The organism is Aeromonas sp. 84A, from assembly GCF_051919345.1.
GTDB lineage: Bacteria > Pseudomonadota > Gammaproteobacteria > Enterobacterales > Aeromonadaceae > Aeromonas > Aeromonas veronii.
The window spans coordinates 2,059,635-2,072,928 of sequence record NZ_JBQBEW010000001.1; the positions used below are offsets into that span (position 1 = coordinate 2,059,635).

Consider the following 13,294-nt stretch of genomic DNA (forward strand, 5'->3'; position numbering starts at 1 on the left):
TTTTTGACCAGAAAATGACGATTACCCTGACAATATCTGTTGCATTATCGGAATTGGCAGGGAATTATGCTGGGAGCGGGTTTTAACCCCGTCACTTTAAAAAATGCATGGAATGTTCTTGTTGGAGTAGGGAAATGACTCATAAAAAAACAATGATTAACACATTGCTGGTGGCTGCACTGTTTGGTGGCGTCAATGTGGCTCAGGCTGCCGATGTTCCGGCGGGAACCAAGCTGGCTGAAGTCCAGCAACTGGTAAAAGGCAACGGCTCCGAGCCTGCGACCCTTGACCCGCACAAGACCGAAGGAACGGTCGAATCCAATATCCTGCGCGACCTGTTCGAAGGTCTCGTTGCTTCCGGCCCGAAAGGGGAAATTCTCCCGGCTGTGGCTGAATCCTGGGAAACCAAGGATAACAAGCACTACGTCTTCCACCTGCGCAAAGATGCCAAGTGGTCCAACGGTGACCCGGTCACTGCCCACGATTTCGTTTTTGCTTTCCAGCGTGCCGTTGATCCGAAAACCGCCTCTCCTTACTCCTGGTATCTGGAGATCCCGACCATTGCCAATGCCTCCGAGATCATCGCAGGTAAAAAGCCGGCTGATACGCTGGGCGTGAAGGCGACCGACGACTACACCTTCGAAGTGCAGCTCGAGAAAGCGATCCCTTACTTCGTCAGCATGCTCTCCCACACCACCACCTATCCGGTACCGAAGAAGGTGATCGAGAAGTTTGGTGACAAGTGGACTCAGCCGGAAAATATGGTATCCAACGGTGCCTATACCCTGAAGAACTGGGTGGTGAACGAGCGCGTCGAAGTTGAGCGCAACAAGCACTACTGGAACGATGGCAAGACCGTCATCAACAAGGTGGTCTATCTGCCCATCCAGTCTACCAACGCTGACCTGAGCCGCTATCTGGCGGGCGAAGTGGACATCACCTATCAGATGCCCATCGAGCGCTTCAAGCAGATGAAGAAAGAGAAGCCGGACGAGCTGAAAGTGACCGGTTATGTTGGTACTTACTACTACCAGTACAACGTCAAGAAGAAGCCGTTTGACGATGTGCGTGTCCGTACTGCGCTCTCCTATGCCATCGATCGCAACGTGATCGCCGACAAGGTGATGGGTCAGGGTCAGACGCCGGGTTACACCCTGGTGCCGGACTTCGTCGATGGCTTCAAGCCGGTAGCGCCCGAGTGGTCGAAGATGACCCAGGCCGAGCGTGATGCCAAGGCCAAGGCGCTGCTGCAAGAGGCCGGTTTCGATGCCAGCAAGCCGCTGAAGTTCGAGCTGCTCTACAACACCGACGACAACCACAAGAAAGTGGCTGTGGCCGTGGCTTCCATGTGGAAGAAGCTGGGCGTGCAGGTGAGCCTGGTCAACCAGGAGTGGAAAACTTACCTGGAAACCAAGAAACAGGGTCAGTTTGACGTAGGTCGTGCCGGCTGGATCGCCGACTACAACGAAGCCTCCTCCATGCTGGATCTGATGCAGACCACCCACGGTAACAACGACGGCAAGTACTCCAATCCGGAGTTCGACAAGCTGATGGATTCATCCCGTGATCAGGTCGATGTGGCTGCCCGCAACAAGCTCTACGTCCAGGCGGAAGAGATCCTGGCCAAGGACATGCCGATTGCCCCCATCTACCAGTACGTGACTGCCCGTATGGTCAAACCCTATGTAGGCGGCTACCCGGCCAACCCGCTGGATAACCTCTACAGCAAAGATATGTACATCATTGCTCACTGATTTAAAGCAACAAGTCGCATAACAAGCAGGGCCCGCCGGACGGCGGGCCTTTATTACAACCGCGACCATTTGGAAGCAGTACAGGACAGGAAATGTCTATGTTGAAATTCATTTTTAAACGGCTATTGGAAGCGATCCCGACTCTGCTGGTCTTGATCACCGTCTCTTTCTTCATGATGCGTTTCGCCCCCGGTAACCCCTTTACCAGCGAGCGTTCACTGCCCCCCGAAGTCATCGCCAACATTGAGGCCAAATACGGGCTCGACAAACCCATTGGCATGCAATATCTCACCTACCTGGGCAACCTGGTGCAGGGTGATTTGGGCCCCTCTTTCAAATACAAGGATTTCACCGTCAATGATCTGGTGAGCCAGGCGTTGCCTGTATCCGCCAAGATCGGGACCACGGCCTTCTTCTTCGCCGTGTTGCTGGGGGTCACCTTCGGCACCATAGCGGCACTGAAACAGAACACCATCATCGATTATCTGCTGATGTCGTCGGCTATGGCCGGGGTGGTGATCCCGGGCTTTGTGCTGGCGCCCTTGCTGGTGCTGTTTTTCAGTATTCATCTGGGTTGGTTCCCTGCCGGTGGATGGCAGGGGGGTGGCATCCAGTTTATGGTGCTGCCGGTGTTCGGCATGATGATGTACTACATCTCTGCCATCTCGCGGATCATGCGGGGCAGCATGATCGAGACCATGAACTCCAACTTCATCCGTACCGCCCGTGCCAAGGGCTTGCCGCTGCGCCACATCATCCTGAAACACGCGCTGCGTCCGGCCATGCTGCCAGTGGTCTCCTATCTGGGCCCGGCCTTTGTCGGCATCATCACAGGTTCCGTGGTGATCGAGACCATCTTCGGCCTGCCGGGGATCGGTCAGCTGTTCGTCAACGGTGCCCTTAATCGTGATTACTCCATGGTGCTCGGTCTGACCATTCTGGTCGGCGCCCTCACCATCACCTTTAACGCAGTGGTCGATATTCTCTACGCCTTTATCGATCCCAAGATCCGTTACTAATTCGGGAGTTCATCATGGTTGTTTCAACTGAAAAACGCGATGCCGTCGAGGCGTTCGCGCAAAAAGTGGAAGTGGTGGAGGGGCGCTCCCTGTGGAAGGATGCCCGTCGCCGTTTCCTGCGCAACAAGGCGGCCCTGACCAGCCTGATCATTCTGACCATCATCGGTCTGGCGGTCATCTTTGGCCCCCATTTGTCCCAATACACCTTTGACGATCCGGACTGGGGCGCCATGCAGTCGCCGCCCGATATGGAAGCGGGTCACTACTTTGGTACCGACAGCCTGGGGCGCGATCTGTTCGTGCGCACCCTGCTGGGCGGTCGCATCTCCCTGATGGTCGGCATCATGGGCGCCATGGTAGCGGTCATCATCGGCACCCTGTATGGCGCGGCCTCCGGCTTTATCGGCGGGCGGGTCGACAGCCTGATGATGCGGGTACTGGAGATCCTCAACGCTTTCCCCTTCATGTTCTTTGTCATCATGCTGGTCACCTTCTTTGGCCGCAATCTGGCACTCATCTTTATCGCCATCGGGGCGGTGAGCTGGCTCGATATGGCGCGTATCGTGCGGGGCCAGACTCTCAGCCTCAAGAGCAAGGAGTTTATCGAGGCAGCCCACGTCTGCGGCGTCTCCAAGTGGAAGATCATCACCCGTCACATCGTACCGAACGTACTCGGTATCGTGGCCGTCTACGCCACCTTGCTGGTGCCGGGGATGATCATGTTTGAATCCTTCCTGAGTTTCCTGGGCCTTGGGGTTCAGGAACCGATGACCAGCTGGGGTGCCCTGCTGGATGAAGGCTCCAAGTCGATGGAAGTGGCCATCTGGCAACTGCTGTTCCCCGCCTGCTTTATGGTGGTGACCCTGTTTTGCTTCAACTTCCTCGGGGATGGTCTGCGTGACGCCCTCGATCCGAAAGATCGTTAATCGAGCATCGGATCGACAGGAAAGCATCACGAAAGATCGATAAGGAGTTTTTATATGAAGTTACTGGATGTGAAAGATCTGCGGGTCGAGTTCAAGACCCCGGACGGTAATGTGGTGGCGGTCAACGACCTCAACTTTTCTCTCTCTGCGGGTGAAACCCTGGGGATCGTCGGCGAGTCCGGCTCCGGCAAATCCCAGACGGCCTTTGCCATCATGGGGCTGCTGGCCAAAAACGGCATTATTACCGGTTCCGCCAAGTTTCAGGGTGAGGAGATCCTCAACCTGCCGGAGTCCAAGCTCAACAAGATCCGTTCCGAGAAGATCGCCATGATCTTCCAGGACCCCATGACCTCGCTCAACCCCTACATGAAGGTGCAGGATCAGCTGATGGAAGTGCTGATGCTGCACAAAGGGGTGAGCAAGGCGGAAGCGTTCGAAGAGTCGGTACGGATGCTCGATGCGGTGAAGATCCCCGAAGCACGCAAGCGGATGGGGATGTATCCCCACGAGTTCTCCGGCGGCATGCGTCAGCGGGTGATGATCGCCATGGCACTGCTCTGCCGGCCGCAACTGCTGATCGCCGACGAACCGACCACCGCACTCGACGTGACCGTACAGGCCCAGATCATGACTCTGATGAACGAGCTCAAGCGCGAGTTCAACACCGCCATCATCATGATCACCCATGACCTTGGCGTGGTCGCCGGTATCTGCAACAAGGTGCTGGTGATGTATGCCGGTCGTACCATGGAGTACGGCAAGGTAGACGATATCTTCTATCGCCCGAGCCACCCCTACACCGAAGGCTTGCTGCGCGCCATTCCCCGTCTCGATACCGAAGGGGAAGTGCTGCCCACCATCCCGGGCAATCCGCCCAACCTGCTGCGTCTGCCGACCGGCTGCCCCTTCCAGGAGCGTTGCCACCGGGTCAGCGAGATTTGCGGCCAGCAGTCACCGATCCTGACCCCGTTCAACGACGGTCGGGAGCGTGCCTGCCACTGGGTATCGGATGCCATGAACAAGGGAGCCAACTAAATGGGTGCCGACAAAAAATTGCTGTTGGAAGTGTCTGACCTCAAGGTCCACTTCAGTATCAAGAGTGGCAAGGCGTGGCCCTGGGCCAAGCCATCTGACCTCAAGGCGGTCGATGGCGTGACCTTGCGTCTCTATGAGGGTGAAACCCTCGGCGTGGTGGGGGAGTCCGGCTGCGGCAAATCGACCTTTGCCCGCGCCATCATCGGTCTGGTACCGGCCACCGATGGCAAGGTGGTGTGGCTGGGTGATGATCTTACCAAGCTCGATCAGAATGCCCTGCGCGAGAAGCGCAAAGAGATCCAGATGATCTTCCAGGACCCGCTGGCTTCTCTGAACCCGCGCATGACCATCGGCGACATCATTGCCGAGCCGCTCATCACCTTCTATCCCAACCTGCCGCGGGAAGAGGTGAAGGAGAAGGTGCGCGCCATGATGAGCAAGGTGGGGCTCTTGCCCAACCTGGTCAACCGCTACCCGCACGAGTTTTCTGGCGGCCAGTGCCAGCGGATCGGTATCGCCCGGGCGCTGATCCTCGAGCCCAAGATGATCATCTGCGACGAGCCGGTGTCGGCGCTTGACGTATCCATTCAGGCGCAGGTGGTCAACTTGCTCAAATCCCTGCAAAAGGAGATGGGGCTGTCGCTTATCTTCATTGCCCACGATCTGTCGGTGGTCAAGCACATCTCCGACCGGGTACTGGTGATGTATCTGGGCAACGCCGTCGAGCTGGGGACTCGCAAGGAGATCTTCGCCAACCCGTTGCACCCCTACACCAAGGCGCTGATGTCAGCGGTGCCGATCCCGGACCCTGAGCTGGAGCGCAACAAGGTGATCCAGATCCTGGAGGGGGACTTGCCCTCACCGATGAACCCGCCGTCCGGTTGCGTGTTCCGCACCCGCTGCCCGGTGGCTGGCCCCGAGTGCGCCAAGACCCGTCCTGTGCTGGAGGGGAACTTCGATCACGCGGTCTCCTGCCTCAAGGTCGACCCGCTCTGATGGGGATGTGTTGAACCTGTTTGCGGGGCTCCTTGATGGGGCCCCGATTTATTTCTGGCGGTAGTGAAGATGCCTCTTGGCGTTATCTTTTACCGCTGCTACTATCCGCGCAACAAGGGGAGTAACTTCTCGCCGGTTTGTCGTCATTACGGTGCACCCATTTCCTGCAGTGCACCCGGCAGCCGGGCAGTCGATGCAAATCAGCTGTAAGTGAGACCTTGCCGAGAGGCAAGGTGTATCTGCTCCAAACGCAAACCCACGCCTCTCGGTCGTGGGTTTTGTCGTTTTTGGGAGAAGTGAACATGGGTGAATGGTGGATGTGGACCGGTTTCTTCAGCATAGTGCTGGTCCTGTTATGGATAGACATACGCTTTGTCGGTGGCGGCAAGTCACACAAGGTGTCCCTCAAAGAGGCGGGCGTCTGGTCCCTCATCTGGGTCAGCGTGGCCCTGCTCTTCAACCTGGCCATCTGGCTTTGGCTCGATCACAGCGCGGGCCGTGAGATTGCCAACCAGAAAGGGCTGGAGTTCCTCACCGGCTACCTCATCGAGAAAGCGCTGGCAGTGGACAACGTCTTCGTCTGGCTGATGCTGTTCGGCTACTTTGCCATTCCAGCCGAGCTGCAGCGCCGGGTGCTGCTCTACGGGGTGCTGGGGGCCATCGTGATGCGTGCCGGTATGGTGTTCGCGGGCAGCTGGCTCATCGAGCAGTTCCACTGGATCCTCTATCTGTTCGGCGCTTTCCTGCTGCTGACCGGTGCCAAAATGCTGTGGGCGGCCGACAAGGAGCCTGATCTCGCCAACAACCCGCTGCTGGGCTGGATGCGCCGTCGCTTCAAGGTGACCGAGACCCTGGAAGGGGAGAAGTTCTTCGTCTGGCGTGACGGTGTGCGCTATGCCACCCCGCTGCTGCTCATTCTGGTGCTGGTGGAGGTGAGCGACCTCATCTTCGCGGTGGACAGTATCCCGGCCATCTTCGCGGTGACCACGGATCCCTTCATCGTGCTGACCTCCAACATCTTCGCCATCATGGGTCTGCGTGCCATGTACTTCCTGCTGGCCGGTGTGGCTGATCGCTTCGCCCTGCTCAAATACGGTCTGGCGCTGATCCTGATGTTTATCGGAGTCAAGATGCTGCTGCTGGATATCTTCAAGATCCCGACCGGCATAGCACTGGGCGTAGTCGCGTTGATCCTGCTGGCATCCATGGGGCTGAGTCTGTTTGTGACCCGTAAAAAGGCCGCTTAAACGCAACATTATTTAATACCAAACAACAAGGGCTCCCGCGGGAGCCCTTTTTCATATCGCGTGATCAGCGTTTGATCTTCTTGGGGTTGGTGTAGCCCCAGATGGTGTACATGTCCGCCAGCAGGGCGCCGTTGTACTCCTCCAGATCCGCCTGTTTCACTTCGGCTTCACCCTGACGGCCAAACAGCACCACCTCGTCGCCGGGTTTCACCCCTTTCAGATCAGTCACATCCACCATGATGGTGTTCATGGAGGTCTTGCCGACCACCGGTACCTTCTGACCCTGGATCAGCACATAGGCTTTGTTGCTGAGGGCGCGGCGATAGCCATCGGAGTAGCCCAGCGGCAGGTTGGCGAGCCAGGAGTCACGCTTGAGGGTAAAGGTGCGGTCATAACCGACGGTGTTGCCCGCGGCATAGTGGTTGACCGAGGCGACCTGGGTCTTGAATGCCATCACCCGCTTGTACTCGGTGTGGGAGGGGATGGAGTCACCGTAGAGCAGGCCGCCCGGGCGCACCATGTCGAAGTAGGCGTCCGGCACGGCTAGAGTGGCGAAGGAGTTGGCGGCGTGGATGGTGATCTTGCTGCGATCCAGTTTGCCCGCTTCCAGCAGCCACTGGGAGTCCAGTTTGAACTGGGCCAGTCCCATCTTGACGTCCTCTTTCTCCTCAACCGGGAAGTGGGTCATGATGCCGACCGGGGTGATCCCCTTTAGCTTGAGCATGGCCAGCGCATCCTGCTTGGCATCGGCCAGACGCAGGTCGATGCCGTTGCGGCTCATGCCGGCGGAGTTGAGCGCGATATGCACCGGAATGGTGGTGTGGTGGCGCTGGGCGATATCGGCGATACCCTGGGCACTCACCAGACTGCCGATCAGTTCCTCCATCTTGTAGGGCAGGGCCTGCTCTACTTCATCCGGGGTGGCAGCACGCACCCGCATCAGACGGCCGGTAAAGCCCTTCTCGCGGGCGACGCGCGCCTCTTCGTTGCTGGCGATGCCGATGCAGGGGATATTGGCCTTGACCACGGAGGGGACCAGCAGGTCGATGCCATGACCGTAAGCGTCGGCCTTCATGATGGCGCAGATCTGCGGGCCCTTGTCACCGAGACGATCCTTGAGGGTCTGGATATTGTGTTCAAAGGCGCCCAGATCCACTTCCAACCAGGCGTTGCTGGCGGTTTGCTCCTGGCCGTTGCGATGATCCGTCGCAAGGGGCAGATAGGGAGCCGCAACGGCTTGGCCCGCGAGCAGGCCGAAGATCAGGGTAGCCAGCAGAGTTTTCTTGTGCATGGTGATTCCTTTTTGTTATTCGCGTTGGATAGTTTGGACGGGGTCGGCCACATTGGTGGTGGTTTAACCACAACTTGTTGTTATTATTATGATCTTTGTCACTCTCAACAGGCGCTGACTGGTTGGGAGTCTACCGCAACACGGGTTCGGCCGACACTCGTCAGGGGAAGAAAATGGTCAATCTTGAGTTACGTTTGCCACCACCGCTGATCTTTCTGCTCTGTGCTGGTGTCATGTGGTGGCTAAGAGGGGAGAGTCAGCCCGGCATCTGGGCAATGACGCTGATGGCTATGCTGGTCGTGGCGGGGGCCATCATGGGCTTTGGTGCCCTGCAACGGTTTCGTCACCATCAGACCACGGTCAGCCCCACCAAACCGCAGCACACCAGTCGTCTGGTGACCTGTGGCGTCTATCGTGTCAGCCGCAATCCCATGTATCTGGGCTTGCTCTGCTGGCTGGCCGCCTGGGGCTGTTATCTCGGTGGAAGTTGGGTCTGGGTTGGGCCAATCGTGCTGGTTGCCTGGCTGACCCGCTTTCAGATCATGCCGGAGGAGCGGCTGCTGCGCGCCCGTTTCGGCGACGAGTATGTGGCGTATTGCCAGCGTGTTCGCCGTTGGTGCTGACTGGCTGTGAGCTGCGTGAGCTGAGGGATAAGTCGGGTCAGCCGTGCTGGATAAAGAGAACCCCGGGCGGGCCCGGGGTTCTCGAGGGGCTGGTTAGAAAAAATCGCCCTTCTCGTCCTTGGTGGGTTCGAGGCTCCAGCCGGTGGCATCGCTGCTGCTGGCAATCTGTCCCTTCTCCTTCCACAGCTTGATCTTGAGGCGCAGGTTGTTGGCCGAGTCGGCGTTCTTCACCGCCTCTTCTTCCTCAATTACACCTTCCACTACCAGATCAAACAGGGCACTGTCGAAGGTGACCATGCCGAGGGCTTTGGACTTTTCCATCACCTCTTTGAGGCCGCCAAATTCGCCGCGCTTGATCATGTCGCGGATGGTGTGGGTGCCGAGCATGATCTCCACTGCGGCCCGGCGACCGCCATCGGTGGTTTTCACCAGCCGCTGGGAGACAAAAGCCTTGAGGTTGTTGCCCAGATCGTTGAGCAGCTGGGGGCGGCGCTCCTCGGGGAAGAAGTTGATAATGCGATCCAGCGCCTGGTTGGCGTTGTTGGCGTGCAGGGTGGAGATGGCAAGGTGGCCGGTTTCGGAGAAGGCCAGCGCATGTTCCATGGTCTCGCGATCGCGGATCTCGCCGATAAGAATGACATCCGGCGCCTGACGCAGGGTGTTTTTCAGGGCAGCGTGGAAGCTGCGGGTATCCACGCCAACCTCCCGCTGGTTGATGATGCTCTTGCGGTGGCGATGAACGAACTCCACCGGATCTTCGATGGTGATGATGTGGCCGCCGCTGTTGCGGTTGCGATGGTCGATAAGCGCCGCCAGCGAAGTGGATTTGCCCGAGCCGGTACCGCCGACAAACAGCACCAGGCCTCGTTTCTCCATGATGGTGTCGAGCAGCACAGGCGGGAGTTTGAGATCTTCAAAGCGGGGGATTTCGGTCTTGATGTTGCGGGCCACCAGAGAGACTTCGTTGCGCTGCTTGAAGATGTTGACCCGAAAGCGGCCGATCTGGGGCAGGGAGATGGCGAGGTTCATCTCCAGATCCTTCTCGAACTGCTGCTTCTGCTCGCCATCCATGATCTCGGCGGCGATCCGCGCCACTTCCCCCGGCTCCAGCGGCGTTTCGTTGAGGGGGCGCAGGCCGCCGTTAAATTTGGCGCAGGGGGGCGCGCCGGTCGACAGATAGAGGTCTGAGCCATCCTGCTTGGCCAGGATCTGTAACATGTCTCGCAATTCCATTTTTTTGCCTCGTCGATCAATGAGATGCCATGAGCGGGATGATATGGAGTGTACAGCCTCAGGCGCCGGTCAGTTTCTCGCGAAAGACAAAAAAGACCGCACCGAGAATGCAGAGCCCTGCCCAGAGATAGTCCCATTTCAGATCTTCCTTGAGATAGAAGATAGAGAAGGGGACGAATACGGTGAGTGTGATCACTTCTTGCAGGATTTTAAGTTGGCCCACGCTCATCACCGTATGGCCGATGCGGTTGGCAGGCACTTGCAGCAGGTATTCGAACAGGGCGATACCCCAGCTCACCAGGGCGGCAATGATCCAGGGTTTATGGTTCATGCTCTTGAGGTGAGCGTACCAGGCGAAGGTCATAAAGACGTTGCTGCAGAGCAGCAGACCGATACTGGTGAAAATCGGGTTCATAGGGTTCTCCTTGAAAATCCGGCGCATTTTATCCCTGAACCACGGGTTTTCATACGTGGTGCGGGAGGGTATTTTTAACCAACAGGATAAGCCGTGCGAGGTATGCGACGGGATGGGCAAGTTATGCGGGATAGTGTTGTTACTGTTATTTGCCATGCCGGTGCGTGCGGCCCCGACGCTGATAGTGGCCACCGATCTGTGGCCGCCATTTCGCATCCTGCAAGCGGATGGCCGGTTGCAGGGGCTCGACATGGACATCCTGCGCCGGTTGCAACAGGCGAGCGGCATTGAGTTGCAGGTACGGCGGATGCCGTGGGGCAGGGCGCTCAAGCAGATGCAGACCGGGCAGGTCGATCTGATGATTGGCATCGCCTATACCGCCGAGCGGGCGCAGTTTATCGACTATCTGCAGCCTGCCTACTACCAGTGCTGGCCCGCGTTTTATGGTCAGCCGGTCAATGTGGCCCGTATCCACCAATACCGCGATCTGCAGGGGGTGAAGGTGGGCTATGTGCTCAACTCCGCCTACTTTGAGCCCTTCAACAGTGACAGCCGCCTCGACAAGCACGGAGTACCCACCGAAGATCAGCTGCTGCGCATGGTGCAGCGCGGTCACCTGCCGCTGATGATTGGCACCGACTGTCAGGTGGACTATGCCCTGAGTCAGGGAAATGCCAGCCGGATAGGCAAGGCGGACTACCGCCCCGCCACGCCGGTGACTCTCTATCTGGGGATGAGCAAACACTCACCTCACCAGTCGCTGCGCCAGCCCTTGCTGGTGGCGCTGCAAAATCTGGTGGCCAGCGGCGAGATAAGCGTGATGGCCAAGCGTTACCAGCCTTGACCTTGGGTGGCAAGCCACTGTTATCATGCCCTTTTCCTGCTTCCCCCCGGCGCTGTGACAGGGCCGGGGATGAAGCCTTGTTATTCGGGGATCATCCTTGTACCTCTCCCTTATCGCCCGCCAGCGGCGCTGGCAGCGGCGTTGGCTCTGTGGCCTGACGCTGCTGACCTTGCTGCTATTTCTCTTCTCCCTCGTCTGGGGCGAGTTTGTGCTGCTGCCCTGGCAGCCCCTTGGCGATCTCGAACAGCGCATCTTGCTGGAGCTGCGGCTACCCCGTGCCTTGCTGGCCCTCTTGGCTGGCGCTGCGCTCGCTTGTGGCGGCGCTGTGCTGCAGGTGATGCTGCACAACCCGGTGGCGGAGCCCGGGCTGCTTGGCGTTTCAAGCGGGGCAGGCCTTGCCGCCATGGTGGCGATGGCGGTGGCCAAGTCCCTCGGCCTCTATCTGCCCGGCTGGGGGCTGTCGCTGGCGGCCTTCGGTGGCGCCCTGCTGGTGACCATGCTGCTCATTCGGCTGGCTCGTCGGGCGCGTCTCGGCCATGCCCGCTTGCTATTGTTTGGCGTCGCCATCGGTATTCTTACCAATGCCGCCATGACCTGGTTGATGTACTTTGCCGACGATGGCTCCTTGCGTGAATTCATGTTCTGGATGATGGGGAGCTTCTCTTACGGCAGCCAGCAGTTTGCCTGGTGGTGGCTGGTGCTGCCGCTCACCCTGTGCTGGCTCTGCTGGCAGGGCAAGGCGCTGCAACAGTTGTTGTTGGGGGAGACCCAGGCCCGCCTGATGGGGATGGATGTCGACAAGATGCGGGTGCGGTTGGTGCTGGCGGTCTGTCTGCTAACCGGTGTGGCGGTGTCGTTGTGTGGTGTCATCGGTTTTGTCGGGTTGGTGGTGCCCCATCTGCTGCGGCTCTGTGGTGGCAGCGATCAGCGCTTTCTGCTGCCTGCCTCGGCGCTTGGCGGCGGGGCCCTGCTGCTGGCGGCCGATTTGGTTGCTCGATCCACCCTGAGCGCGGGGGAGTTGCCTATCGGCGTCATCACCGCCTCGGTGGGGGCGCCGCTCTTTATCTATCTGCTATTGAGGCAAACTGCCGATGTCACCCGCTGATCCCATGCCGGTTTCTTCTCGTGCTGCTGCGCCGCAGCTGGAGGCGCGCGAGCTCGCTATTGCCGGACGGCTCTCTCCCCTAGATATCCGCTGGCATGGTGGCCAGCTGGTGGCGCTGCTTGGCCCCAATGGCAGTGGCAAGTCGACCCTGCTCGGGGCGCTGGCGGGGATTTTACCCGCCGATGGCACAGTGCTGCTGGGGGGGGGAGTGCTTACTGACATGAGTTGGCCCGAGCTTGCCAAACGGCGCGCCATGTTGCCCCAGCGTCAGCCCCAGCTGTTTCATATTCCGGTGTTTCAGGTGTTGAGCCTGGGGCTCGATGAGGCGGTTGCGCCCGCCAGACAGAACGAGGCGATAAATGCATTGTGCGAGGCATTGGAGCTGGAAGCTTTGCTGGCTCGTGACTTCAGCCGGTTGTCGGGGGGCGAGCAGCAGCGGGTGCTGATTGCCCGCACCCTGCTGCAGGTGTGGCCGAGCCTCAATCCGACCGGCAAGGTGCTGCTGCTGGACGAGCCGCTGGCGGGGCTCGACCTGCATCACCAGCTGGCGCTATTGCGCTTGCTGAAAACCCTGGCCGGGCAGGGCTTGCTGGTGGTGCTCGCCATCCACGATATCAATCTGGCCATTGACTGGGCCGACCGCATTCTCTGCCTGCAAGGGGGCGCGGTGGTGCGCGAAGGGGGTGTCGAGCTGGTGGATGAGGCGCTGCTGGCGCAGGTGTTCCAGATCCGCACCGACCGCATCGAAGCGGCAGGGCGCGTGTGGTTTATGCCCAGTTTGTGAGAAACAAGAAAGGCCCTTGGCG

At 58.9% G+C, this 13,294-nt stretch carries 13 protein-coding genes; 10 read left to right on the forward strand and 3 right to left on the reverse strand.

Translation table 11 applies throughout. The features are described from left to right. Nucleotides 1-134: 134 nt before the first annotated feature. The 6 genes from ACTG20_RS09515 (at nucleotide 135) to ACTG20_RS09540 (ending at nucleotide 6,977) form a co-directional block, all read left to right on the forward strand. Complete coding sequence (locus ACTG20_RS09515) at nucleotides 135-1,754, forward strand: ABC transporter substrate-binding protein (protein ID WP_042083894.1); 1,620 nt, start codon at nucleotides 135-137, stop codon at nucleotides 1,752-1,754. Nucleotides 1,755-1,852: 98 nt separating this feature from the next. After that, nucleotides 1,853-2,773: an oligopeptide ABC transporter permease OppB gene (oppB, locus tag ACTG20_RS09520; RefSeq protein ID WP_005337672.1), complete on the forward strand. Its 921-nt coding sequence runs from the start codon at nucleotides 1,853-1,855 to the stop codon at nucleotides 2,771-2,773. A gap of 14 nt (nucleotides 2,774-2,787) precedes the next feature. After that, entirely contained in the window at nucleotides 2,788-3,699 is a 912-nt protein-coding gene (oppC, locus tag ACTG20_RS09525; RefSeq protein ID WP_005337670.1) for an oligopeptide ABC transporter permease OppC, read from the forward strand. 54 nt (nucleotides 3,700-3,753) lie between these two features. Continuing rightward, nucleotides 3,754-4,734 carry an ABC transporter ATP-binding protein gene (locus tag ACTG20_RS09530; protein WP_005337668.1) on the forward strand — a complete coding sequence of 327 codons (981 nt, stop codon included), beginning with the start codon at nucleotides 3,754-3,756 and terminating at the stop codon, nucleotides 4,732-4,734. Then, nucleotides 4,735-5,730, forward strand: coding sequence for a murein tripeptide/oligopeptide ABC transporter ATP binding protein OppF (gene oppF, locus ACTG20_RS09535; RefSeq protein WP_005337666.1), 996 nt, complete (start codon nucleotides 4,735-4,737; stop codon nucleotides 5,728-5,730). A gap of 302 nt (nucleotides 5,731-6,032) precedes the next feature. Continuing rightward, nucleotides 6,033-6,977, forward strand: coding sequence for a TerC family protein (locus ACTG20_RS09540; protein WP_005337664.1), 945 nt, complete (start codon nucleotides 6,033-6,035; stop codon nucleotides 6,975-6,977). Between the two features lie 64 nt (nucleotides 6,978-7,041). Here ACTG20_RS09540 and alr read toward each other — a convergent pair whose 3' ends face one another. Further along, nucleotides 7,042-8,268: an alanine racemase gene (gene alr, locus ACTG20_RS09545; protein WP_042056513.1), complete on the reverse strand. Its 1,227-nt coding sequence runs from the start codon at nucleotides 8,266-8,268 to the stop codon at nucleotides 7,042-7,044. Nucleotides 8,269-8,441: 173 nt separating this feature from the next. On the opposite strand from alr, the gene ACTG20_RS09550 reads away from it, so the two are divergent. After that, nucleotides 8,442-8,891, forward strand: a complete 450-nt coding sequence (locus ACTG20_RS09550; RefSeq protein ID WP_040067858.1) for a methyltransferase family protein — start codon at nucleotides 8,442-8,444, stop codon at nucleotides 8,889-8,891. Between the two features lie 93 nt (nucleotides 8,892-8,984). Here the strand turns inward: ACTG20_RS09550 and tapW are convergent, their stop codons facing one another. Both tapW and ACTG20_RS09560 read right to left on the reverse strand, forming a co-directional pair. Then, nucleotides 8,985-10,124, reverse strand: coding sequence for a type IVa pilus ATPase TapW (gene tapW / locus ACTG20_RS09555; protein WP_005353124.1), 1,140 nt, complete (start codon nucleotides 10,122-10,124; stop codon nucleotides 8,985-8,987). 58 nt (nucleotides 10,125-10,182) lie between these two features. After that, nucleotides 10,183-10,539 carry a DMT family protein gene (locus tag ACTG20_RS09560; protein WP_005337656.1) on the reverse strand — a complete coding sequence of 119 codons (357 nt, stop codon included), beginning with the start codon at nucleotides 10,537-10,539 and terminating at the stop codon, nucleotides 10,183-10,185. Nucleotides 10,540-10,651: 112 nt separating this feature from the next. Here ACTG20_RS09560 and ACTG20_RS09565 point away from each other — a divergent pair, with 112 nt between their 5' ends. The 3 genes from ACTG20_RS09565 (at nucleotide 10,652) to ACTG20_RS09575 (ending at nucleotide 13,272) form a co-directional block, all read left to right on the forward strand. Further along, complete coding sequence (locus ACTG20_RS09565) at nucleotides 10,652-11,383, forward strand: substrate-binding periplasmic protein (protein WP_376902784.1); 732 nt, start codon at nucleotides 10,652-10,654, stop codon at nucleotides 11,381-11,383. 97 nt (nucleotides 11,384-11,480) lie between these two features. Continuing rightward, complete coding sequence (btuC, locus tag ACTG20_RS09570) at nucleotides 11,481-12,488, forward strand: vitamin B12 ABC transporter permease BtuC (RefSeq protein ID WP_439987601.1); 1,008 nt, start codon at nucleotides 11,481-11,483, stop codon at nucleotides 12,486-12,488. Next, nucleotides 12,475-13,272, forward strand: a complete 798-nt coding sequence (locus ACTG20_RS09575) for an ATP-binding cassette domain-containing protein (protein WP_194495754.1) — start codon at nucleotides 12,475-12,477, stop codon at nucleotides 13,270-13,272. Before btuC ends, ACTG20_RS09575 begins: the two co-directional genes overlap by 14 nt. Nucleotides 13,273-13,294 lie beyond the last annotated feature (22 nt).